A 25,692-nucleotide genomic window follows, 5' to 3' on the forward strand; every position below is an offset into this window, starting at 1 on the left:
CCAACCAATACATAGAATTACTTACGTTATTGTATTTTTTAATGCATTTAGATTGCGAAAAATTAACATTTGCCAACCAAGTCTTGCCGAAAAGTCTAAAATCTTTATGGAAGCTAACAGTATGAACACGGGTAAGCATTTAGAATAGACCTTTTGCAAAAGTGACTTTTGCACTTTCTTAAATTATTTTTTACGGGAGGTTGGCTATGCCTATCGCCACCATTAACCCTGCCACAGGGGAATTGCTCAAAAACTTTGAACCCCATAGTGATGCTGAAATCGCCGCCAAACTGGATTTGGCTCAACAAGCTTTTGAGCATTACCGCAAGACAAGTTTCTCCGAACGATCGCGCTGGCTTGACAAAGCTGCTGATATTCTTGAGCAAGAAAAAGCAGACTTGGCGAAGTTGATGACCCTAGAAATGGGCAAAACCTACAAAAGTGCGATCGCTGAAGTCGAAAAATGTGCTTGGGTTTGTCGCTACTATGCCGAACACGCCGCCCAATTTCTCGCTGATACCTACGTGGAAACCGATGCCACTAAAAGTTTTGTCAAATACCAGCCATTAGGTATTGTCCTGGCAGTGATGCCGTGGAATTTTCCCTTTTGGCAAGTATTCCGGTTTGCAGCACCTGCACTGATGGCAGGAAATGTCGGTTTACTCAAACATGCTTCTAATGTGCCGCAGTGTGCTTTAGCAATTGAGGAAATTATTCAGAAAGCTGGTTTTCCCACAGGTGTATTTCAAACTTTGTTAATCCCTGGTGCGAAAGTTGGCGATTTAATGAGTGATGAGCGCATCAAAGCTGCTACCTTAACAGGCAGTGAACCAGCTGGCATATCACTTGCTGTTGCATCTGGTAAACAAATTAAGAAAACAGTTCTAGAATTGGGTGGCAGCGATCCATTTATTGTGTTAGAAAGTGCTGATTTGGAAGCAGCAGTTGCAGTTGCAACTACAGCAAGAATGCTCAATAACGGGCAATCTTGTATTGCTGCGAAACGCTTTATTGTCCAAGAAGCGATCGCAGATCAATTTGAAAAGCTACTGCTAGAAAAATTCCAAGCACTGAAAGTAGGCGATCCTATGCAACCAGACACCGATGTTGGACCACTAGCCACACCTGATATTCTCCAAGACCTGGAGCAACAAGTGCAAACTTGTGTCAAAGCAGGGGCAAAAGTTCTGATTGGGGGACAGCCTTTGGCTGATCGTCCTGGTAACTTCTTTCCACCAACGATGATCACCGATCTTTCACCAGATAGTGCGATCGCCAAAGAAGAATTTTTTGGGCCAGTAGCTTTATTATTCCGCGTACCCGATATTGATGAAGCAATTAAACTAGCAAACGCTACACCCTTTGGATTGGGTGCAAGTGCTTGGACAACCAACTCCCAAGAACAACAGCGTTTTATTGATGAAATCGAAGCAGGCGCGGTATTTATCAATGGCATGGTGAAATCCGATCCCCGTATACCATTTGGCGGTATTAAACGTTCTGGGTATGGTAGGGAATTAGGTATCCAAGGTATACATGAGTTCGTCAACATTAAAACTGTGTGGGTTAAATAATTGGGAATTGTTAGTAGTTAGTAGTTAGTAGTTAGTAGTTTTTTCTTTACTACTATCCACTAACCACTAACCACTATCTACTCCTAAATCTTTTCGCTAGTGAGGAAGTTCAATGAATACAGCAGAGTTATTAGTAAGGTGCTTAGAAAATGAAGGGGTGCAATACGTTTTCGGACTCCCTGGCGAAGAAAACCTGCACGTTTTGGAAGCGATCAAACACTCCTCCATTCAATTTATTACCACTCGTCATGAACAAGGTGCGGCATTCATGGCGGATGTCTACGGACGTCTGACAGGAAAAGCAGGAGTGTGTCTTTCAACTTTAGGACCAGGGGCAACAAACTTAATGACAGGGGTTGCCGATGCTAACCTCGATGGTGCGCCACTAGTGGCAATTACCGGACAAGTCGGAACAGATAGAATGCACATCGAATCCCATCAATATTTAGATTTGGTGGCGATGTTTGCTCCAGTAACAAAATGGAATAAACAGATTGTGCGACCTAGTATTACACCAGAAGTAGTGCGCAAAGCATTCAAAGTAGCGCAAAGTGAAAAACCAGGTGCAGTTCATATTGATCTACCAGAAAATATTGCCGCTATGCCAGTAGAAGGCAAACCCTTACATAAGGATAATATTGAAAAAACTTTTGCTTCTTTTGCTAGTATTCGGTCAGCCGCAGCCATAATTTCTCAGGCAGTTAATCCAATCATCTTAGTGGGAAATGGTGCAATTCGTGACCAAGCCAGCGATGCTGTTACTCAGTTTGCCACCCAATTAAATATCCCTGTTGCCAACACATTTATGGGTAAAGGAGTGATTCCCTACACCCATCCTTTGGCATTGTGGGCTGTAGGATTGCAACAACGTGATTTTATTACCTGTGGCTTTGATAACACAGATTTGGTCATAGCAATTGGCTATGATTTAATCGAATTTTCCCCGAAAAAATGGAATCCCGATGGTCAAATTCCCATCGTTCATATTGCAGCAACTCCAGCAGAAATAGATAGTAGTTACATTCCCAGCGTGGAAGTTGTTGGCGATATTTCTGATTCTCTCTATGAAATTTTAAAAGTAGCAGACCGCCAGGGTAAACCCAATCCTTACGCTATCAGTTTACGATCCAATATTCGTGCTGATTATGAACTATATGCTAAGGATGACGGGTTTCCTATTAAGCCCCAAAAAATAATTTACGACTTGCGACAGGTAATGGGACCAGAAGATATTGTCATTTCTGATGTCGGCGCACACAAAATGTGGATTGCCCGTCATTACCATTGTTATAGTCCCAATACTTGCATTATTTCTAATGGTTTTGCGGCAATGGGAATTGCCATCCCCGGTGCAGTTGCAGCTAAACTTGTTCATCCTAATCGTAAAGTTGTCGCAGCAACTGGTGATGGCGGCTTTATGATGAATTGCCAAGAATTAGAAACTGCTTTGCGTGTTGGTACAGCATTTGTCACCTTAATTTTTAATGATGGTGGCTATGGTCTAATTGAGTGGAAACAAGAAAATCAATTTGGTAAAGGTAGGTCATCCTTTGTGCATTTTGGCAACCCAGATTTTGTCAAATTAGCAGAAAGTATGGGATTAAAAGGCTATCGTGTAGAAGACGCTACCGAATTAGTTCCCATCCTCAAAGAAGCCCTGGCTCAAGATGTCCCAGCAGTGATAGATTGTCCTGTAGACTATCGAGAAAACATTCGCTTTACTCAAAAAGCCGGCGAATTGAATTGCGTGCTGTAATTGTCATTAGTTATTTGTCATTAGTCATTTGTAAATAATGAATGACTGATGACTAATAGTAAAAATAAAATCACTGTAGTATCGTGTCAAGGCTAAAATGTTGCAATCAATCTCTTCTTCTATCTGGTGTGTTCTCTGTTGCCTCATGCGGTTTATTAATGCACTATTTTAGTCTAGACAGTCCACTAGTCAATACATAGGAAAATCCCACAACTAAGGATGAAAATACCTGTTCCCCATTTCCTTAATAGTATTAAGTAGTTCAACCAAATTAAATATAAAACCTCACCCCGCCTTTGGTTCCCCTTTCCTTACCAAGGCTACAGTGTACACATATGTTGGTTATGAAAGCCCAAAGGCTGGATTTACCCCCTTAATCCCCCCTTGCAAAGGGGAGAACTGTTCCCTCCCCTTTGCAAGGGGAGGGTTAGGGTGGGGTAAGCAAGACTTGTGTGTATACCGTAACCTTACCATGGAGAGGGGTTGGGGGTGAGGTCTATTTTATGTTTTTTATGGTTGACTTACTTAGCTAAATTTTCTACACAATTGATTACCTTTTTACTCTGTTTTTTCTTAGCAACTCTTAATTAGCTTCTCAATCTGATGTAAAAATCACGACGGCTAATCAAAATAGCGATTCCATACAGGTATGCGGTGATATGTGCATTGAATTTGGCAGGGAAGTATGTGGCACTCTCGATTTAGCAGAATCACGGGAGTGGCTAGTAACTAATAGTATCGGTGGATACGCATCTGGTACAGTAGCAGGTTTGCTCAACCGTCGCTATCACGGGTTACTAGTAGCAACCTTAAAGCCACCTTTGGGTCGTACCCTGATGTTGGCAAAGCTGGATGAAACGGCTGTGTATGGCGATCGCATTTATCCTTTACATACAAATCGTTGGGCTGACGAAATAGTCAGTCCTAATGGCTATCTACACATAGAACGTTTTGCTTTGGAAGGCACTACTCCTGTGTGGCATTTTGCCTGTGCTGATGCGCTATTAGAAAAGCGAATTTGGATGCAGCAGGGTGCTAACACTACCTATGTCCGATATGTCTTACGCCGTGCTTCTATGCCGTTACAGCTAACGCTGAAAGCATTAGTCAACTACCGCGATTATCATGGCAGCACCCAAAGCAACGGTTGGCAAATGAGTGTTGAACCAGTTCCCCAAGGAATTTGTGTGACAGCCTTTCCCACTGCTGTACCGCTTTATTTACTGTGCGACAATGCTAGTGCTGTTCCTGTACATAATTGGTATTATGGATTTCACTTAGCAGTAGAACGCTACCGAGGATTGAGCGACAAGGAAGACCATTTACACGCTGCTACTTTCCAAATTACTCTCAATGCTGGTGAATCTCTAACCTTTGTTGCTAGCACAGACAAGCAACCAGACCTACATGGCGAAACAACCCTCAGACTCCGCCATACCCAAGAGCAAAAGTTAATTAGCCTTTGGAAAACTAACCGCCCTTCCCATGCCAAAGAAACTCCTGCTTGGGTGAACCATCTAGTTTTGGCAGCCGACCAATTTATTGTTGATCGTTCGTGGTCAGATGAAATTCATGGCAAAACGATCATCGCAGGCTATCACTGGTTTAGTGACTGGGGACGGGATACGATGATTAGCTTACCAGGACTGACCCTGGCTACAGGTCGCCCAGAAATTGCCCGTTCTATTCTCCGCACTTTTGCTAAATATGTAAATCAGGGAATGCTGCCAAATCGCTTTCCAGATGCGGGGGAAATACCGGAATACAATACCGTTGATGCTACTTTGTGGTATTTTGAAGCTTTACAGGCTTACTATAACTTTACAGAAGATGATGATCTTTTAGAAGAACTATTTCCCATCCTGGCAGATATCATCGACTGGCACTGTCGCGGCACTCGCTACAATATCCATCTAGATGCAGCAGATGGGCTACTTTACGCTGGGGAAGTGGGAGTGCAGCTGACTTGGATGGATGCCAAAATTGGGGACTGGGTAGTCACGCCCCGGATTGGCAAACCGATTGAAGTTAATGCCCTCTGGTACAATGCCTTACGGACAATGGCTAACTTTGCTCGCCATATTGGTAAACCTCACCGAGAGTATGAGGCGATCGCTGAACGGGCTTTGGTCAGATTCTCGCGCTTCTGGAATCAAGAAACAGGTTATTGTTACGATGTCCTTGATGGGCCTGATGGCGATGACCCGTCCCTACGCCCCAACCAAATTTTTGCTGTCTGTTTACCTGAAAGCCCTCTGAACTCAAGCCAACAAAAAGGTGTAGTTGACGCTTGCGCCCAGAATTTGCTAACTTCCCACGGATTGCGATCGCTTGCAAGTGATCATTCGCAATATAGGGGACATTATGGAGGTGATCAGCTGCAACGAGATAGTGCTTATCATCAAGGGACAGTGTGGGGATGGTTAATTGGCCCCTTTGTACAGGCACATCTGCGAGTTTACAAAGACCCTGCCCAAGCGCGGCAATTTCTGGAACCAATGGCCAATCACCTGCACGCCCACGGTATTGGTAGTCTCAGCGAAATCTTTGATGGTAATCCCCCCCATGACCGCGCGGGGTTGTATTGCTCAGGCTTGGACAGTGGCGGAAGTGCTACGGGCTTGGTTGGCAACTGAAGTTGTTTGACAATGAGTAAAAACGCCCTTGTGCGATCGCTTAAATTTAAAAAAACGCCAGTAGAAAAAACTTCTCTGGCGGAAAATCAAGCAAAAAATAAATATTCCTATGCTTAAATGTTTGGAATATTTAAGCATGAGTGTTTTACTTTTCCAGTCATTATTTCAGATTTTCAATGTTAGAAATTCTGCTGTAAACTCAACTTTGGCAAATTTGAAATCAGCTTTATAATCATTAAGCTCTAATTCAGTAACACCTCCACAGACTTTCTCTGTCTCGCTATCTGTTAACTCTTCAAAAAGTTGGGTGCTTTCAACTTTTTGTGGTGTTTGAGTATTTAATTTTTGCTTTAACTTCTGCATTTTTTTCCTCAAAGTAGAATTGTTTTCTGAATCAATAATTCTATAAATTTATTTGTTTGTAAATTGAAATGCTACTTTCGTGCAATAACCAACTATTAAATTAGCAATATAATAACGATAATGTAAATTAATGAAAAACCTGACACCAACAGTTAGTAGTAGTCCACTTCATAAGAACCTCTCCCCAACCCTCCCCGTTTCGGGGAGGGAGTAAGATTTCTTCTCCCCGCTTCGGGAATTGAGGGGCGTTAATTCGACTTTTTAAATACGTATTGTGTCCTGGTCTTTATAGGGAAAAATACTTATAAATCAGTAACTAACCTAGCTTTTCTCAACATAAATTGCAGTACTGTCTCTTCTCTAGAAATAATGTCAGCTTTTGCCTGCATCCCTGATTGAATCTGACACTGGCGCTCACCATTTCCAAATGTGAGACTTTGAGGCTGAATCGTCGCTTCAAAATAGCTAGCAGATCCTGATTTTGCTGCATCTATATTGTTGCTTGTAGATGTAATTGCGTCTGGAGAAACAACTGCAACAACGCCTTTAAGAGTCCCATAATCAGGATAAGGACAGGCATCAATTCGCAATTGTACTTTTTGACCAACGGCAACATTTTTGATCTCTTGCGTGGGAATGATTGCTTTAATAATAACAGGAGCATTATTAGGAGCAATTTCAGCGATCGCCTCGCTTACTTGCAGCACTTGGCCAGGGTTTCGCAAATTGAGTTTGAGGACTATACCATCACTAGTTGCACGCACAATTGTATCTTGCAGTTGATTGGTAACTTGCTGGAGTTCTTTTTGAGATTGTGCGACTTGGTTTTGTATTGCAACTCGACGCTGAATTAAGGCTTGTTTTTCTTTTTTTAAAGCAGCGATAGTTGCTTTACCTCTAGCAGTTTCTTGGGTAATGCGCTTTTGAGCGATCGCCACTTTAGCAGTGGTAGGATTAACAGCGGCTTTAGCTGATTGCACTTGAGCTTGAGCGATCTCAACAGCTTTTTTTTCAGCTTCAAGCATGGCTTTAGTTTGCTTCACAACTAGCTTTTTCTGCTCAAATTCCCGCTTCCCAATTGCACCAATTTCTGCTAATTGCTGATAGCGATCGCGATCCATCTCTGCAAAACTTAAATCGGCTTGAGCTTTTTGCAAGTCTGCTTTAGCTTTTTGCAAATTTGCTTGAGCTGCAAGTAATTCACTGTTGGTGATAATTTTCTGGTGTTGATATTCCCATTGATTACGCTCCAAATCTGCTTTAGCAGAAGCTACTGTCCCCGCTGCAACTCTTGCTTCAGCAAGCATCTGGGCATCTAAAGCTTTAATCTGAGCATTAATTTGCGCGATTTGTAACTTATCCTGTTGGATATTACCTTGCAGCTGGCTATTTTTGATTTGCAATTGTTGATTTTCCAGATAAGCGATCGCTTCTCCTTGTTTGACAAATTGATTTTCTTTAACCAAAATACTTTTAACAGTCCCTTCAATTTTCGATTGTACTAGCCTATTTTCTCCTGTAGGACGCACAAAGGCAGTAGCTTTTACCGTCACATTGTATTTCATCCATGAACAGAGACTAATGCTAGTGACAATACTCCCGATCAGAAAAAGTCCTGTTAAGGATGTCCAACGACTAACAGGAGGCAGAAAATCTTCATTTTGAATTGATGGCAGAAGCTTTTTATTATGAGTGTAGAGCATAATTACCTGAATAATTAAGGATTTAAAAATTTCAAATGCTCTCCAGATTGGCAGCGCAATTGCATCAGCGAACCTTGAATTTTTAACTTACCTTGATCTAGCAATACAATCCAGTCAGCACGATTAATTACCTGGGGGCGGTGGCTAATCAAAATCGTGGTTTTACCATGACGATGCTTCAGTAACTGATCTAGAACTTGCGCTTCACTCACTGGATCAAGCCCGCTAGTAGATTCATCCAAAATTAACACTGGTGGATCTGTAACAATAGCTCTTGCTATTGCTAGGCGTTGGCGTTGTCCACCAGAAAGATTTGCTCCAAACTCACCCAAAATAGTTTGATATTTATTAGGAAGTTTACTAATAAAATCATCTGCTTCTGTAACTTGACAAGCTTTCACAATCTGCTCAAATGTAAGATAAGGCGCTCCTAAACGAAAGTTTTCAATAATAGAGCGACTCCAAAAGTGAGCGTCTTGAGGAACTAAAATTACCTGTTGACGAAGACAATCCAAACAGAAGTCTTCTAGATTATAAATTCCCAGGCGGATATTACCAGATTTGAGTGGATATAGACCTGCAATTATTTTAGCTATAGTGCTTTTACCACAACCAGATTTACCAATTATAGCGATAACTTTTCCACCAGGAATTGTTAAAGAAAAATCTTCTAGCAGTTCAACTTGGCCAGGATAATGAAAGCTGATATGACTACAAGTAATGTCAGCATCTCCAGAAATTGTAGCGAACTGCTTTGTTTCATCACCTTGATTTTCTGGAGTAGCATCTATAACTTCTGTAAGGCGTTGTGTGGCGATTTTTACTTTAGTAAATTCATCTACAAAAGTAATTACAATAGCAATAAAACTGAGGAAATTACCATTCATCGAGTTAAATGCAAGTAATTGCCCAATACTAAGGTTCTCATCTGGATTAATTACTAAATTTCCGCCAAACCAAAGCAATACAACACTACCTATCCCAGAAACTAAATTAGAGAATATATGATTGTTGATACCAATCTGCATTGTGCTTAATGTCAGAGTAGAAATTCGCCCAAATCGACTTTGGAATTCCTCCCAAAAATGCGGCAATGCTGTAGTAGTTTTGAGAGTAATAGCACCTTTAAATGTTTCTACTAAAACACCTTGAGCTTCAGATTCTGTCACTAAAATCTCACGAGTTTTTTGTTGCAATTTGGGCTGAAATATCACTGTAGATATTACCATTAATATAGAAATAATGAGAGCTAATATTGTCAGTTTATGGCTATAAAAAGCCATCAATGCCAAGGAAATTATGGCAATAAAAAATTTACTAGGTAGACTAACAACAATTTGAGAAACTAACTGATTAATTTGGTGAATATCTTGTAGGCGACTGACAATTTCTCCACTACGACGAGTTTCATAGTAAGAGAGTGGTAACTGCAAAATTTGACGTCCAAATTCTAGAACTAGACCCAATTGTAGGCGTTGGGCAAAGTGAGCAATTAAGTTAGACTGCACCCACGATAAACTGCTAGAAATCACATTCATGACTACCACAGCGATCGCCATATTAGTGAGGAGTTTTGTATCACCCCGAACTAGCACATCATCAGTGAGAATTTGTAACAGAAAAGGAGAAGCTAAAGATAGTAACCCCAAAAGAAGGTTAAGGGGTAATGCTTGAGCTAGAATTGCCCGAAAATTCCAGATGCGCTTGAAGAAACTCCAAAAGCTACCGATGCGATCGTTCTGTTGGGCATAAAACCTGATTGGATCTGGCTCTAGTAAAAGCATTAACCAATCTGCCCAACCCTCTGCTAAATCTTGTAAAGTTAGATACCGCAGCCCTACAGCAGGATCGGCTACTACATATTTTTTGCCTTTCTTACCGTATAAAACTACCCAATGATGGCCTTTCCAATGAATAATTGCTGGTAGGGGTGCTTCATTGATTCGGTTTAAGACTTCTGATGAAGTTTTAACAGGACGAGCATTAAAACCGAGTCTTTCAGCACCTCGTTTGAGTCCCAACAAAGTTGTTCCAAATTGTCCAGTACCCACGACTTCACGGATGTGGTTTAGAGTAAAGTTACGTCCGTAATATTTTGTAATTGAAGCAAGACAAGCTGCGCCACAATCTTCTTTGCTATGTTGTAAGACGTGAGCATATTTCATAAAGTTAAAATGCTTTTTAATTTTTTTAATTTACTTTAGAAATAATGCAAATTAATCATTCCATACTGATTAATAACAAGTAATTATTAATTGAGTAAAAATCAAAATTTTAATATCAAAAAATATATTTCTTTTATTCTTTAATATTTATATTTATAAAATTATGAATTGAGTTACCTCATACCTAAAATTCGATTACTTTTGTTTTGATTGTTCAATAAATTGTTTACATCTACAAAATATCTGGAATCTATTATTTGTCAAGCCTATATGCAACCAGAGTGCAGATTAGCAATAATGAACTACCACGTCCTAAACTAAAGTTTTGGTCTGAAAGCTTAAAGGAACGTGAGTTCTACGGAACCTCACCCCAAACCCCTCTCCGTGTCGGAGAGGGGCTTAAATATGGTGTTATGCCACTATAAAAAGCGATCGCTTAATTGCGATCGCTCCGTTTGCCTTCGTTTTTATCTACAGGAATCCCTGTGTAATGAGTGATAGCTAACCCAGAGGCGGAAGGCAAAAACTTTCAATTACTATACACTTACAGTGAACATTTATTTGAGTGGATTCCAACTAAATTGATAACTGCTCACTGATAATTATTAAACTTTGGCTTCTTCCTTCACTAATTTGTCCCAACCTAAATCTTTGAGGCTGTTATTGCGACGTAGGGGACGAGTGACCAATTCAAGGATGTCACGGGCGTTGGTAAAACCGTGAATTTGAGCAAATGTAAATTCTACAGACCATTTGGTGTTAATCCCACGTGCTTCTAAGGGGTTGGCGTGAGCCATACCAGTAATTACCAAGTCAGGCTGCAACTCATAAATTCGCTGGACTTGATTGTAGTTGTCTGGTTTCTCAACAATCTTGGGCATAGGTACGCCCATTTCCTTGCAAGTCTTCTCCAGCAAGACTAATTCAGCAGCTTGGTAGCGCTTGTCCATATAGGGAATGCCAATTTCATGCACAGTCATACCGCAGCGTACCAAGAAGCGGGCGAGGGAAACTTCCAACAAATTGTCGCCCATGAAGAATACAGACTTGCCACGAATGAGTTTGACGTATTCTTCCAAACCTTCCCAAATTTGGGCTTCTCGTTCGTCTAAACCTTGGGGGGTAATACCAAAAACCGAGCAAATTTTCTCAATCCAAGCACGGGTACCATCTGGACCGATCGGGAAGGGTGCGCCGATGAGTTTGCATTTGCGACGCCGCATGAGAGTTGTAGCGGTGCGGCTGAGGAAGGGGTTGACACCAGCAACATAATACCCTTCTTCAATTACAGGCAGTTCTGTAAAACGTTTGGCAGGTAGCCAGCCAGAAACTTTAATACCTTGCTTTTTCAGTTCTAGAGTCAGCTGAGTAACTACGGGATCGGGGAGTGAACCAAATAGTACTAGCGGTGGGTGATTTACGTACTCAGACTCTTCTTGGGCAACTTCTTCTTTCTTCTTACCGAAGTTGAGTAGTTTTTGAATAGCGTTGCGCTCGTTTTTCTCTGCTTCTACCACAGGGGCTTTATCTGGGCAACGTGTAGCCATTGCTGCTAAGACTGTGTCTTCTCCTTGGGTGAAGGCGTAGTCTAAGCCGTTAGCACGGGCGACAACAATGGGGATACCGATTTCGGCTTCCAGTTTGGGGGCCAAACCTTCTAAATCCATTTTGATGATTTCGGTAGTGCAAGTGCCGATCCAGACAATCACGCTGGGGTTGCGATCGCGTTTGATCTGTAAGCACAAGCGCTTTAATTCCTCATAATCATTCAGTTGTGCTGAAATGTCGCCTTCTTCTAACTCTGCCATTGCGTAACGGGGTTCTGCAAAAATCATTACCCCCATCGCATTTTGCAGGAAGTAGCCACAAGTTTTTGTACCAATTACTAAAAAGAAGCTATCTTCAATTTTTTGGTACAACCAAGCTACACAGCTAATAGGGCAAAAGGTATGGTAATTACCTGTTTCACACTCAAAATTTAAAGCTTCTGGTTGAGCAAGAGTCATTTTGATATATTCTCCCCTTAATTTTTTAAGAGTCAATTGTCAATTGTCAATTGTCAATCGTTACTAGTAAAAACTCTTGACTCTGGACAATTGACTAAACTCCTAACTGTGTATTTACGTGTTGGGGAAGAGACGGGCAATTTCCGAGTCATCAAAACCGTTATTTGATAGTTCTTCCCCAAAAAAATCTGTATTTGATTCACTCTTGAGCGAACCTGTCTCAGTACTCCAAACATCCGACAACACATCAGCAAATTCGTTTTCTTCAGGCGCAGCTGTGGCGGAGATTGTGCTGTCTGCTTCCTTCATGGCATCAAAGGAAATATCGCCAAATTCATCTGCTGCATCTGATTGGTATGTTTGCTGCGACTCGTTGTGAGAGTTGTGACCTTGGGATGGTAAATTCTCATTGGAGCCATTGAGATGTTCCGTTGACATAGCTCTGCGTTCATCCTGTACCATGCTATCAGGAACCATGAGTGTTTCTTCATGGTCGTAGCTCATTTCCAAATCATGGGCGATCGCATTGTTCTCATTATCATTAGTCTGTTGATTTGTCAACGTTTGATCATGGGATGTTTCTTCCATGACAATCGCTGATTCATCTTCTTGTAGCGATTCCTCTGATTTAGGAATAACACGGTTTCCAAGAACAATATCAGGATCAAAATTTAAATCCAGCACCTCAACCAAGGTATCTGCATCAGGATTCAATTTAGAAAAAGGTAGCATTAACTGCGCTAGCTTCGGTTCGAGCGCGTTAGCTACTCCCAGGATGAGGTAGGATGGTGGTCGCTTACCGCCATCAGGCGTATAGACTGATTCTACCTCCATGTGCAACTTAATCCAGTCACGATTGACTTGAAAAAATTGCAACCATTTTTGCTTGAGTGAATCTGTAAAGCTATAGAAGAAGGCCATATTCCCATCCTGAGATCAGATGATTTATACAATCATCAAGTCTAATTCTTCTTCCGGATTAGGAACCTGTGGTTTATTCGGATTTAAGTAAAAATCGGATAATAAAGAGAATAATTCCCTATCTTGGGCATCTTTGGGAACAACACCTTCTGGTAGTGCCAAAAGTTGATCCGCGATGTTTAAGTAATAATCGCAAACGTAGTTCAAAGAAGGGTCTACATCTGCCATCTCAAACAAAGTCTTGCCCTTAACACGGGAAACACGGATATCTTCAATCAAAGGCAGAACTTCTAAAACTGGCATCGGTACAGCTTCTACGTATTTATCGATCAAGTCACGTTTAGATGTGCGATTGCCAATCAACCCAGCTAGACGTAGTGGGTGAGTCCGTGCTTTTTCTCGTACAGAAGCAGCAATCCGGTTAGCAGCAAATAAGGCATCAAAGCCATTGTCAGTAACAATTATACAATAGTCTGCATAATTCAGAGGTGCAGCAAAACCTCCACAAACAACGTCACCGAGAACGTCAAACAAAATCACATCATATTCATCAAAAGCGTTGAGTTCTTTCAGTAATTTTACTGTCTCGCCAACTACATAACCGCCGCATCCTGCACCTGCGGGTGGACCACCTGCTTCGACGCAATCTACACCACCATAGCCTTTGTAGATCACATCTTCTGGCCAAATATCTTCGTAGTGGTAATCCTTCTCTTGTAGAGTATCAATAATCGTCGGAATCAAAAAGCCGGTAAGGGTGAAGGTGCTGTCGTGTTTGGGGTCGCAGCCAATTTGCAAAACTTTCTTGCCGCGTTTGGCTAAAGCGACGGAAATATTACAGCTAGTTGTAGATTTACCAATACCGCCTTTTCCGTAAACTGCTAATTTCACTGTTTTTTGCCTCTTATGGTTTTTTTATAAAAAAGTTTGGCTCAAACACTTGCAGCACCGCGTGCAAAAGCGATGTGTGAAGTCTTCAAGTGTCATTATTGTCCAAAAAAAACTGAAAATAAAGGGGATTAAAAATTGAATGATGCCGTTAGCAAAAGTATTGAGATTTATTTAATTGCAAATTGATATTAATAGCATATTAATTTTTCAAAAATTCAAAAAAAATGATATTTTTAAAATTTAATAATTATAAATACATAAAATAGTTACAAAATACAAAAAATATATTTTCCTAATTCATATGGTTTTCATCAAAAAGAACTTATGGTAGAAGAGTATTAATACTCTATTGTGCTGAAGCACTACTTAAGTAAATCAAATCGAAAATCCTACCCTTCGTTGAGAAGGATAGGTTTGCTTGATGGGTTTAAAAACAGCCATAGATCCTGTTGTGAAAATTTTAGTGAAGCCTCATCTGTATCCTCTGCTGGCATAGAAATGTCATTTTCATAACATCAGTGCTGATTTTGATAGGCAAAAAATAGGCAGTTGCAAACTAACCGCCAAACTCAGCGATCGCTAATTTTGAGGCATGACTCAGAAAATATAAAAAATTATTACATTTCCCTAGATTGGCTAAATCCTCCTTCACTTCGAGAGAGTATGCGATCGCCATCAATCTCCAACTCCCAAACTAACCATGATTCAACTCAAAACCCAACTCACCCTTGAAGAATTCCTCGCACTTCCCGAAGGAGACATCATCTACGAACTAATTGACGGAGAAGCTGTTGCGAAATTCAAAAACGATGAAATGTCACCAAAATTTTTTCATAGTTCTATAACAGGTGCGTTATTTATACTATTGTCTGCATGGGCACAAGGAAAGGGACGGGTTGTAATTGAATGGGCAATTAAACTAACACGAAATCAACAAGATTGGGTTCCTGTACCAGATTTAACTTATATTTCTTATAACCGTCTTGCTGCTGATTGGTTGCGAGATGAGGCTTGTCCTGTTGCACCCGAACTAGTTATTGAAATTATCTCACCTGGTCAAAGTTTCGGTGAAATGACAGAAAAAGCAACAGATTATCTGAAAGCTAAAGTTCAACGGGTTTGGATTATTGACACTAAAGCAAAAACTATTACTATTTTTTATCCCGATGCTCTTCCCCAAACTAAGCGTGGTACTGATAGTTTAGAAGATTCCTTATTTGAAAATCTACAAATTACACCTCAACAAATCTTCCAACAAGCAAAAATTCCCTAAATTTAGAGATTATTTATCAGGTCTAATAGACCACTTGTATCATGCCCGACTAATTGCTTACGATATAAAGCTGGGATATTGAGAATTCAGCATGGTGAAAAAATAACCAATTATCACCAATTATCCATTACCCTTACGGGTTCGCGCTTACGCTCATGGGGAAAACCCCCCTTGGGGCGCGCTGGTTCACCAATTACCAACCCCAACGGATAATATAAGTCCTCAAGCGGACATGTACAAATTAGCTTTGCGACAACTCTTTTTCTAATTCATCCAAAGATTGCCACCCAGGATGCCATTGAGAACGATCTTGTAATAGCTTGGCATTCAGCCAAAAACGAACATTGGGGTCACAAGAAGCAACCATTTCAGCATATACCCACTTACCTTGATTTTTACGGTTGACAACTTCAAAATGTCGCCAACCATCTACTTTTTTTTGTGCAGTCCACTTAGAACCAACTAAATAAGGAAACTTTTGTTTTTTGGTCATCTTTGAGTGTTAGTGGTTAGTGGTTAGTAGTTAGTAGTCAGTTGCATTAAATCATAGCGAAATTCCTCTATCCGAACTCTGCGTCCCTTTGCGTTTTCCTTTGCGCCCCCACCGAAGCTTTGATCGGAGGAAACCTCCGCTCAAACTTCTCTCTGCGTTTCAAAACACTACAAATTCACGCAAAACACTACTAAACAAAAAACTTATTCAATTTTCAAATTAAAAGGCAAACGAGCATACATACCCTGCGGATCATTCATCTTTTGCAGAGTCGCAATTTCTGCTTTTAGTTTTTTTAATTCACCTGTTAATGGATCTGGTAATTGCAGTTTTTGTTCATCCAAATTCAATGCAGCTTTTGTTTGTTCTGGAACTTTTCCCAAAATACGTTCTTCCAAAGTGCCATATTGGGGATACTCTTGTAATTCCCAGTTATTGCCGAGTTTTGCTTGTTTAGCAGCGTATTCAATAGCAGTATCCAAACCGCCAATTTCATCGACTAAACCAATGTTTTTTGCTGCGGTACCTGACCAAACACGACCTTGGGCAATTTCTGCTACCTTTGTTTCTGGAATATTGCGACCTTGGGCAACTTTACCAAGAAATATATTATAGATTTTGTTGACACTGCGCTGGTAAATTGCCAATTCTTCAGGAGTTTTAGGACGAGAAATAGTTTGACTATCAGCATAGCGTCCAGTTTTAACTGTATCCCAAGTGATGCCGTTATTGTTGGCTAGTTCTTGAGCATTAAATAGCAGTCCAAACACACCTATTGAACCCGTGATTGTATTTGGTTCAGCAAAAATACGGTTAGAGTCGCTAGCAATCCAATAGCCACCAGAAGCAGCAACATCACCCATCGATACAACAACTGGTTTTTTCTCGCGAGTTAAGCGTACTTCCCGTTGCATCACTTCTGCTGCTGTTGCACTACCACCAGGACTATTGATCCTCAAAACGATCGCTTTGACGTCCTCCTCTTGTCGTAGCTTGCGGAAAATTCTAGCAAAGCTATCACCGCCTATTTCCCCATCGCTACCTTGACCATCAACAATTTCTCCCTCAGCATAAACTACAGCAATTTTGTTTTTAGAATTGCGTCCTGTACCTAAAGATTTACCAGGGACTTGTGCGTATTCACTTAGGGAAATTTGCCGGAAGGTTCTGTCATCTTTGTCGCTATCTGTCAACTGTTTGAGATCAGCAACCACTTGATCAAAATAGCCAAGTTTATCCACCAAACCATTGCTTTTAGCTTGTTCTGCCTGTAAAAAGGCTTGGTTATCTGCGATCGCCTGTAATTTTCCGGGAGTAATTTTACGGCTATATCCAACTGCATTACGCCACTCTGTCCAGACATCATCCAATAATTTCTGAGTTTGTTGGCGGTTCTCTGGACTTAGCTTATTAAGTACAAACGGTTCAACTGCTCCCTTGAACTTTCCTACCCGCACGACTTGTACACCAATACCATACTTTTGCAACGCGCCTGCCAAAAACATCGGTTGAGAACTCAAGCCATTGATTTCCATTGCCCCCAACGGGTTCAACACAATTGTATCCGCTACTGAACTTAAATAATATTCCCGTTCTCCCCAGTCCATGCCGTAGGCTATAACCTTCTTACCAGCAGCACGAAACTTTGCTAATGCTTGGCGAATTTCTTTAAAGGTAGCAAAGCCTGCTGTGTTGTCACTTCCAGAAATACGAGTCGCATCTAAATAGATCCCAACAATACGCTGATCACGCCGTGCTTTTTCGATCGCATCCAGAATACTGCGGAGACTCATTTGTTTTTGTTCTTCACCGGATAATACTTGTTGGAGTAGTTGACTAGAACTTGGTTCTCCATCGGTGATTTTCATTGATAAGTCAAAAACTACCATTGATTTATCTTTGACTACTGGCCCTGGATTTTGAGATGCAGCAAACAACAGCAACAACAATCCTGTAGTTCCTAAACCAAAAAAAATAAATAATCCCAGGATACTTCCAACTAAACTAGCAAAAGTTTGTTTAATAAAATTCTGCATATTGTCTTTACTTAGTCATTGGTCATTAGTCATTGGTCATTAGTCATTGGTCATTAGTCATTGGTCATTAGTCATTGGTCATTAGTCATTGGTCATTAGTTATTGGAGATGATTAAAAAACAATCAACAATCAACAACCAACAATCAACAACCAACAATCAACTATCAACAACCAACAACCAACTATCAATATTCATAACTAATGACTTTATTTTTTTAGTTTGATATTTACACCCACTACCCCACACCTATCACCTAAGCTAACAAATATAGATGAGTTTATGCTTATTTTATATGCTCTAAACTTCCTGAACACTGTAGTTGCTTGATAGTAGCGTTACCAGTACAGAATAGCACTGTAGTTATTTCAGCAATTAATACTTCGCCTAAGTCGTAGACAGCAGCTTCTGAGGAAGCAGCAGCTTGCAAAAATGGCATTGCTAAACCAGCTATATCTGCTCCCAGTGCCAAAGCTTTCGCCACATCCAGTCCATGACGTAATCCGCCAGAAGCAATGAGAGGTACTGTTGGTGCAACTGCACGAATGTTGGTTATGCACTCCGCCGTTGGTAAACCCCAATCTGCAAAGGTTCGACCCAAACGCCGTTGTAAGGGATTTTCGGCTCTTTCACTTTCTACTTTTGCCCAAGAAGTGCCACCTGCACCAGCTACATCAATCGCCTTTACGCCTGCTGCAATCAGCTTCTGTGCCATTGTTGCTGAAATACCATTGCCTACTTCTTTAGCAATAACAGGGACTTTGATCTGTGAGCATAATTTAGATATTTTGTCAAGCAATCCCCTAAAATTCTTATCACCTCGAGGTTGAATGCACTCTTGCAATGGGTTGAGATGCAAAATCAAGGCATCAGCTTCCAAAATATCAACAACTCGCAGACATTCATCTAAGCCGTAATCATAGTTGAGTTGCACAGCACCGAGATTGGCAAACAGGAGAACATCTGGGGCATATTTGCGCACAGCAAAGGTATCAGCCACAGAAGGTTTTTCTACAGCTATACGTTGAGAACCGACACCCATAGCAAATTTATAGTGTTGGGCGACTTCCGCTAGACGACGGTTAATCATCCCCGCTTCTGAGGTTCCTCCAGTCATGGAAGAAATTAATAATGGTGCGCCTAACTGCTTTCCTAAAAAAGTAGTGCTGAGATCAATGTCATTGTGATCAAGTTCCGGCAAACAACAATGGCTAAAACGATAGTTTTCTAATCCATCAGTAGTTTGTTGGAATTGCACATCTTCTTCTAGGCAAATGCGGATGTGATCGGCTTTACGAATTTGGGTAGCGGCGGATGGGCTGATGGGCGTGTTCACGAGTAGGTAATTTTCGAGGATGAGGATATTGTAATTTCTATTGTGTCAAGAAATAGGGGTGTGAGGAGATAAGAGTGTAGGGGAAAGACAAAGCGAATAAATTTGCCAGTAAATAGAAGAATTTTTGTGTAATCAGAGATTTTACAGTAGTAGTAATCATTAAACTTTCTCATGTTCAACTTGACGCAAAGTGAATGCTGTTGACAATTTCCACTACACATCAGCCTGCGACAGAGTTAGGCTACCTACTACATAAACACCCAGATCGTTGCCAGTCCTTTGCTCTGGCCTTTGGACAGGCACATGTATTCTATCCAGAAGCAGACACCCAGCGTTGTACTGCGGCGCTGTTGTTGGAAATTGACCCCGTGAGATTGGTGCGGGGACATAGTTCAACTATCAAGCAATACGTAAGCGATCGCCCTTACGTTGCTTCTTCGTTTTTAAGTGTAGCGATCGCTCAAGTCTTCAATACAGCCCTTGCTGGTCGTTGCCAACAGAAGCAGGAACTAGCACAAACTCCTATCCCCTTAGTTGCAAGATTACCTGTTTTACCCTGCCGGGGTGGTGAAGTATTTTTACGGCAATTATTTGAACCTTTAGGCTACTCTGTTAGCGCCATAGGTCATCCCCTTGATGAAAAATTTCCGGAATGGGGGCAAAGCCAATATTATACAGTTGAGCTACAACACACCCTCACTCTTAGCGAATTTCTCAATCATCTCTACGTACTTATACCAGTACTTGATGATGATAAACACTACTGGGTCGGAGATGAAGAAGTCGAAAAGCTACTGCGTCATGGTGAAGGTTGGCTGCATACCCATCCGGCGCGAGAACAAATTACCAGACGCTACCTCAAACGCCAACACTATCTAACTCGTGCGGCTTTAGCCCAATTGACCCAGGAAGAAATTCTTGATCCAGACCAGGCACAAGAAAGACACACTCAAGAAGAAGCAGCCGTCGAAAAGCCACTTAGCCTCAACCAACAAAGAATGAATGCTGTAGTTGCTGCCCTCAAGAATCATGGCGCAAAACGGGTGATTGATTTGGGGTGTGGTCAAGGCAATTTACTAAAAATACTGATCCAAGATAGCTTTTTTGAGCAAGTTACGGGTGTTGATGTTTCCTATCGTTCCTTAGAGGTCGCTAAAGAAAGGCTAGACCGTCTGTGCTTACCCCGTAACCAATGGAACCGTTTGCAACTGATTCAAGGCGCACTCACTTACCAAGATAAACGTTTCAATAGATACGATGCAGCTACAGTCATTGAGGTAATCGAACATCTAGATTTGGCTCGTTTAGAAGCATTTGAGCGGGTTTTGTTCGAGTTTGCTAAACCAAGACTTGTAATTTTAACTACACCAAATATTGAGTACAACATTAAATTTGAGAGACTACCTGCTGGGAAACTACGCCACAAAGATCACCGTTTTGAATGGACACGAACAGAGTTTCAAACTTGGGCAAAGGGTATTACACAACGCTTTGGTTATAGCGTGGAATTTCAACCGGTAGGAGAAGAAGATGCAGAACTCGGTTCTCCAACCCAGATGGCAATATTCAAGCAATACGCAAAATGAAGAAGGCAGGAGGCAGAGGGCAGGAGGCAGAGGGCAGAGGGCAGGAGGCAGAGGGCAGAGGGCAGGAGGCAGGAGGCAGAGGGCAGAGGGCAGGAGGCAGGAGGCAGAGGGCAGAGGGCAGAGGGCAGAGGGCAGGAGGCAGAGGGCAGGAGGCAGAGGGCAGGAGGCAGAGGGCAGGAGGCAGAGGGCAGGAGGCAGGAGGCAATTAGGGGGGATTGGGATATCCTCTAATTGAATGAAGACCACGCTCATCGTAGATAAGCGTAGGAGTCACCCAACCCAGTTTGTGGGGGCTGTTGGGCATTACCTTAAAACTTAAAACTTTTCTTCCCTTCTGCCGTCTGCCGTCTGCCTTCTGCCTTGTCCGAAGGGCAGATAAAAATTAAGCAGATAACCTGCATAAATTGGTTTACTTGCACCCATATCAAATCTGGAAGAGTAGTTTTCAAAAAACTAACTGTCTTAGAAACCTCCAGGATTATAACTCTTGCATGAATTCTCAAAACCCCCCTCAATCCGCCCGTGAACGAGGGGAAGATTTATACCGTTTCACTATAAGTCTGATACATTGGGCGACCAAGAAGGAACAAAAGGAAGACAAGGGAGAAGATTTGTATCAATAAATTTGTGAAATGGTATTAATTCCCTCTGTGTGAATGAGGAGGGTTAGGGTGGGGTAAAAAATCTTTGTGCAAGAGGTCTATTAAAGGGAATGAGGAACAGAGAGTGGAACAGTGGAGAAAAACCACCAACCACTGTAGGGCGCACAGCTAGCTAGCTGTGCGCCCTACTAACGATAAATAACCAACACGAACTATGAAACTAACTATTCCCGAACTTTCTTTAGTTGTTCTCATCGGTGCTTCTGGCGCTGGTAAATCGACCTTTGCACGCAGACTTTTTCAACCTTTTGAAGTGTTATCCTCAGATTTCTGTCGGGGATTGGTATCAGATGATGAGAATAATCAATTTGCAACCAAAGATGCTTTTGATGTCCTGCACTTTATCACTACTAAACGACTCGCAGCAGGAAAACTGACCGTTATTGATGCGACTAATGTCCAACCAGAAGACCGAAAAATTTTTGTTCAGTTAGCACGAAAATACCATTTTTTCCCAGTAGCGATCGCTCTCAATCTACCAGAAGAAGTATGTCACCAACGTAATCAACAACGCCCAAACCGTCAGTTTGGTTCTCATGTAGTCCGGCGTCAAATCCAAATGTTACGACGTTCGTTGCGGGGACTAGAACGAGAAGGCTTTCGCTACGTATATATTCTTAATTCAGTAGCAGAAATTGATACCGTAAAAATTGAACGTCAACCCCTATGGAACAATCGCAAGTATGAACACGGGCCCTTTGACATCATCGGTGACATCCACGGCTGTTGTGATGAACTAGAAGCCCTGTTGGAAAAATTAGGGTATGTCAAAGGAGGACGACTTGGGGGACAAGGAGGAGAAATTGCTTCCTCATCTTCCCCCACTCCCCCCACTCCTCGCACCTCCCCATTGCCCCCCAACCCCACAAAGTGGGAACCCCTAGCCCCCCACCTCCCCACCCCCACCCTCTGGGATGCTCCCACCTACTACCATCCCCAAGGGCGTAAAGCTGTTTTTCTGGGTGATTTAGTAGACCGAGGACCACGTATTCTCGATACGGTTAAATTGGTACGAAATATGGTGGTAGCAGGGACAGCTATATGCGTTCCTGGTAATCATGAAAACAAATTTTTGCGGAAATTACGGGGTAAGAATGTCAAGGTAAATCATGGTTTAGAGAAAACTTTGGCGGAGATAGAAGCTTTGCCAGCAGAATGGCGTGAAAACCATACTAAAGAATTGAAAGAATTTTTAGATACTTTGGTGAGCCATTATGTTCTTGATGATGGTCGGTTAGTGGTTGCTCATGCTGGGATGAAGGAAGAATATCAAGGACGAGGCTCAGCTCAGGTGCGAGAATTTGCTTTATATGGTGAAACAACAGGAGAAATCGACGAGTTTGGCTTACCCATCCGTTACAACTGGGCAGCAGAATACCGGGGTCAAGCAATGGTCGTCTATGGACACACGCCTGTACTTTCCGCAGAATGGCTCAACAATACTATTAACATTGACACAGGTTGTGTTTTTGGAGGCAAACTCACAGCCTTGCGCTATCCAGAAAAGGAATTAGTGAGTGTTCCTGCTGCCCATGCTTACAGCCAACCTGCCAAACCCATTGACAAGGTTGTGACAGAAGCAATGACATTCCAGCAGCAACTGGATGATGTGTTAAATATTGATGATGTGCTGGGTAACCGCATTATTAATACCCGCCTAGTACCTAATATAAAAATTCGAGAAGAAAATGCGATCGCAGCTTTAGAGGTAATCAGCCGTTTTGCAGCCAATCCCAAATGGTTGATTTATCTACCACCCACCATGTCTCCAGTAGAAACATCCCAACAACTGGGATATTTGGAACACCCCGAACAGGCCTTTGCTTATTATCGTCACCGGGGAATTACACAAGTCATCTGTGAGGAAAAGCACATGGATTCCCGAGCAGTGGTGATTGTGTGCCGGGATGAAACAGCAGCTAAAAAGCGCTTTGGCATTGTGAATGAGGGTATTGGTATTTGCTACACCCGCACAGGCAGAAGATTTTTTGATCACTCTACTCTCGAAACAGAACTGTTAGATAGGTTAAATACCTGCCTTACCAATAGTGGCTTCTGGGAAAATTTTCATACTGACTGGGTATGTCTAGACTGTGAACTGATGCCTTTGTCAGCTAAAGCTCAAGGACTATTACGAGAACAATATGCTCCCGTTGGTGTAGCATCACGCCTAGCGCTGGGTGAGGCTGTAACCTTGCTGGAGAGGGCACAACAACGTGGGATAGATGTAACTGTGCAATTGAGCAATTATCAACAAAAAGCCGAGATGACTGAAAAGTATGTCACAGCTTACCGTCGCTACTGCTGGCCAGTTGAGCATATTTCTGACTATAAACTTGCACCTTTTCACATCTTGGCAACAGAAACAGCCGTCCACACTGACAAAGACCATCAATGGCACATGCAGGAAGTAGCAAAAATTGCTCTGCATGACCCCGACTTACTTTTACCAACAGCATATAAGGTAATAGATTTAACAGACCCAAGCAGTGAAGCAGAAGGTGTACATTGGTGGGAAGAATTAACAGCTATGGGAGGTGAAGGTATAGTTGTGAAACCAATGCAATTTATTGTCAAAAGCAGTCGAGGAATTATTCAACCTGCGGTGAAATGTCGCGGACAAGAGTATTTGCGAATGATTTATGGTTTAGAGTACTCAGCACCTGAAAACATGCAACGTTTACGTCAACGAGGATTAACACTCAAGTGTTCCTTGGCAAAGCGGGAATTTGCGTTGGGTGTGGAAGCATTGGAACGCTTCATTACTCATGCACCTCTACGCCGTGTCCATGAATGTATTGTGGGAATTTTGGCATTAGAGAGTGAACCTGTAGATCCGAGGTTGTGAGGGAGAAGATGGGGAGATAGGGAGATGGGGTGATGGGGAGGTGGGGAGGCTGGGGAGGTGGGGAGATGGGGAGATGGGGAAGTTCTGACCACTAGCCACTAACCACTAACTACTAACCACTAACCACTAACTACTAACCACTAGCCACTAACCACTAACTACTAACCACTAACCACTAACCACCAACCACTAACCACTAACCACTAACCACTAACCACTAACCACTAACCACTAACCACCAACCACTAACCACTAACTAAATTAATCTGGAGAATTATTACCAAGATACTTAGCTCTTAATTCCTCTAACTCCTCGTCGATTTTACTGTGAGGAGTTGGTTGATTTGTCGACTGTTGGGGCGATCCCATTGCTTTGTTATTTGCAGATTTATTACCACCTAGAAAAGTAGTCCTTATTTCCTCTAATTCTTTTTCGATGGGATTATGACTGGGAGTGGGTGTAGAAGTAGGGGTTTGTGGAGGTGAGGTAACAACTGGTTTGCTGGGTATGGTGAGGGTAGTAGCAACAGACGACTTTTTATTTAAGTCTGTGAGAACTTCATCAGTGGTTTGGTAACGCCGGGCGGGAATGCTTTGGAGCATTTTGTCTAAAATAGAGTTTAACTCTTCGCTGACTGGACTTTTGACGTAGTGTTGCCAAATCCAAGTATCGTTATTGATATCGTACAAATCGAAAGGCGATCGCTCGGTTAATAAGCGCACACAGGTAGCACCCAAGCTGTAAATATCACTGGCAAATATCGCTTGTCCCCGTATTTGTTCTGGCGCCACATATTCTGGACTACCAATACTTGTACCAGTGCGGTTAAGGGCTGTGTGAGTAACAAATTTAGAAGCACCAAAATCTACCAGAACTAAATCCCTCTGCTGTTGATTTTCTTCCCCTCCTAAGGGAAATCGGCGACGAATAATATTTTCTGGCTTAATATCTCGATGAATCACTTGTCTGCTATGACAAAATTGCAAAACAGACAATAAATTATTGAGTAGTTGCCGAATTTGCGTTTCGTTAAAAGCCCCTTTGACTGCCAATTCTTCTGCCAGATTTTGCCCATCAATATATTCTTGGACAAGATATTGTCTGTCATCTTGGGTAAAATATGCTAGCAGTTCTGGAATTTGCGGATGTTTCCCTAACTCATCCAGCCGCATTGCTTCCTGATTAAATAACTCTACTGCTTTTTGTACACTACTAGTGCCCTGGGCTTGGGGATAAAATTGCTTAATCACACAACGCGGTTTAGAGGGTTTATCCTCATCCACTGCTAGAAAAGTTCTGCCAAAACCGCCTTGTCCTATGGGTTTAATGGCGCGGTAACGTTCTTTGAGAAGTAGCTTAGCACCACAAGCTTGGCAAAACTTGCCATTATTCGTGTTTTGGGGTTGTGGACAGCTGGGGTTAAGGCAATAGCTCATACTGAGA

The 25,692-nt window shown here is 41.9% G+C and carries 15 protein-coding genes and 1 pseudogene; 6 read left to right on the forward strand and 10 right to left on the reverse strand.

Annotation, left to right across the window (positions count from 1 at the left end; translation table 11 throughout):
• The first annotated feature begins 206 nt into the window (after window positions 1–206).
• From UYI_RS0112875 to UYI_RS32530, 3 genes and pseudogenes are all read left to right on the forward strand, one after another.
• Entirely contained in the window at window positions 207–1,574 is a 1,368-nt protein-coding gene (locus UYI_RS0112875; RefSeq protein WP_016867072.1) for an NAD-dependent succinate-semialdehyde dehydrogenase, read from the forward strand.
• A gap of 112 nt (window positions 1,575–1,686) precedes the next feature.
• Window positions 1,687–3,330 (forward strand): acetolactate synthase large subunit, encoded by a 1,644-nt coding sequence (locus tag UYI_RS0112880; RefSeq protein WP_009455855.1) that lies wholly within the window; start codon window positions 1,687–1,689, stop codon window positions 3,328–3,330.
• 659 nt (window positions 3,331–3,989) lie between these two features.
• Window positions 3,990–5,976: pseudogene (locus UYI_RS32530) on the forward strand (amylo-alpha-1,6-glucosidase).
• A 155-nt stretch (window positions 5,977–6,131) separates the two neighbouring features.
• Here the strand turns inward: UYI_RS32530 and UYI_RS0112890 are convergent.
• The 6 genes from UYI_RS0112890 to bchL form a co-directional block, all read right to left on the reverse strand.
• On the reverse strand, window positions 6,132–6,329 hold the full coding sequence (locus UYI_RS0112890) for a hypothetical protein (RefSeq protein WP_016867073.1): 198 nt from the start codon (window positions 6,327–6,329) through the stop codon (window positions 6,132–6,134).
• A gap of 302 nt (window positions 6,330–6,631) precedes the next feature.
• Entirely contained in the window at window positions 6,632–8,032 is a 1,401-nt protein-coding gene (locus tag UYI_RS0112895) for an HlyD family efflux transporter periplasmic adaptor subunit (protein WP_016867074.1), read from the reverse strand.
• A 14-nt stretch (window positions 8,033–8,046) separates the two neighbouring features.
• Window positions 8,047–10,197: a peptidase domain-containing ABC transporter gene (locus UYI_RS0112900; protein ID WP_016867075.1), complete on the reverse strand. Its 2,151-nt coding sequence runs from the start codon at window positions 10,195–10,197 to the stop codon at window positions 8,047–8,049.
• Between the two features lie 605 nt (window positions 10,198–10,802).
• Entirely contained in the window at window positions 10,803–12,203 is a 1,401-nt protein-coding gene (locus UYI_RS0112905; RefSeq protein ID WP_016867076.1) for a ferredoxin:protochlorophyllide reductase (ATP-dependent) subunit N, read from the reverse strand.
• Window positions 12,204–12,317: 114 nt separating this feature from the next.
• A complete protein-coding gene (locus UYI_RS0112910) occupies window positions 12,318–13,124 on the reverse strand; it encodes a DUF5331 domain-containing protein (RefSeq protein WP_016867077.1) in 807 nt (268 codons plus the stop codon).
• Window positions 13,125–13,148: 24 nt separating this feature from the next.
• Entirely contained in the window at window positions 13,149–14,015 is an 867-nt protein-coding gene (bchL, locus tag UYI_RS0112915) for a ferredoxin:protochlorophyllide reductase (ATP-dependent) iron-sulfur ATP-binding protein (protein ID WP_016867078.1), read from the reverse strand.
• A gap of 700 nt (window positions 14,016–14,715) precedes the next feature.
• On the opposite strand from bchL, the gene UYI_RS0112925 reads away from it, so the two are divergent.
• Window positions 14,716–15,288: a Uma2 family endonuclease gene (locus UYI_RS0112925; RefSeq protein ID WP_016867080.1), complete on the forward strand. Its 573-nt coding sequence runs from the start codon at window positions 14,716–14,718 to the stop codon at window positions 15,286–15,288.
• A 241-nt stretch (window positions 15,289–15,529) separates the two neighbouring features.
• Here the strand turns inward: UYI_RS0112925 and UYI_RS0112930 are convergent, their stop codons facing one another.
• From UYI_RS0112930 to fni, 3 genes are all read right to left on the reverse strand, one after another.
• Window positions 15,530–15,781: a TIGR02450 family Trp-rich protein gene (locus UYI_RS0112930; protein ID WP_016867081.1), complete on the reverse strand. Its 252-nt coding sequence runs from the start codon at window positions 15,779–15,781 to the stop codon at window positions 15,530–15,532.
• A 203-nt stretch (window positions 15,782–15,984) separates the two neighbouring features.
• Window positions 15,985–17,817 (reverse strand): signal peptide peptidase SppA, encoded by a 1,833-nt coding sequence (sppA, locus tag UYI_RS0112935; protein ID WP_016867082.1) that lies wholly within the window; start codon window positions 17,815–17,817, stop codon window positions 15,985–15,987.
• Window positions 17,818–18,102: 285 nt separating this feature from the next.
• The gene (gene fni, locus UYI_RS0112940) at window positions 18,103–19,152 is read right to left on the reverse strand and encodes a type 2 isopentenyl-diphosphate Delta-isomerase (protein WP_016867083.1); all 1,050 of its coding nucleotides are present in this window, start codon (window positions 19,150–19,152) and stop codon (window positions 18,103–18,105) included.
• Window positions 19,153–19,346: 194 nt separating this feature from the next.
• Between fni and UYI_RS0112945 the strand changes: the two genes are divergently transcribed.
• A complete protein-coding gene (locus UYI_RS0112945) occupies window positions 19,347–20,738 on the forward strand; it encodes a 3' terminal RNA ribose 2'-O-methyltransferase Hen1 (RefSeq protein ID WP_016867084.1) in 1,392 nt (463 codons plus the stop codon).
• An 816-nt stretch (window positions 20,739–21,554) separates the two neighbouring features.
• A complete protein-coding gene (locus UYI_RS0112955; RefSeq protein WP_016867086.1) occupies window positions 21,555–24,248 on the forward strand; it encodes a polynucleotide kinase-phosphatase in 2,694 nt (897 codons plus the stop codon).
• A 261-nt stretch (window positions 24,249–24,509) separates the two neighbouring features.
• Here the strand turns inward: UYI_RS0112955 and UYI_RS0112960 are convergent, their stop codons facing one another.
• Window positions 24,510–25,685 (reverse strand): serine/threonine-protein kinase, encoded by a 1,176-nt coding sequence (locus UYI_RS0112960; RefSeq protein WP_016867087.1) that lies wholly within the window; start codon window positions 25,683–25,685, stop codon window positions 24,510–24,512.
• Window positions 25,686–25,692: the final 7 nt, after the last annotated feature.

This window comes from Fischerella muscicola PCC 7414 (assembly GCF_000317205.1).
Lineage (GTDB): Bacteria > Cyanobacteriota > Cyanobacteriia > Cyanobacteriales > Nostocaceae > Fischerella > Fischerella muscicola.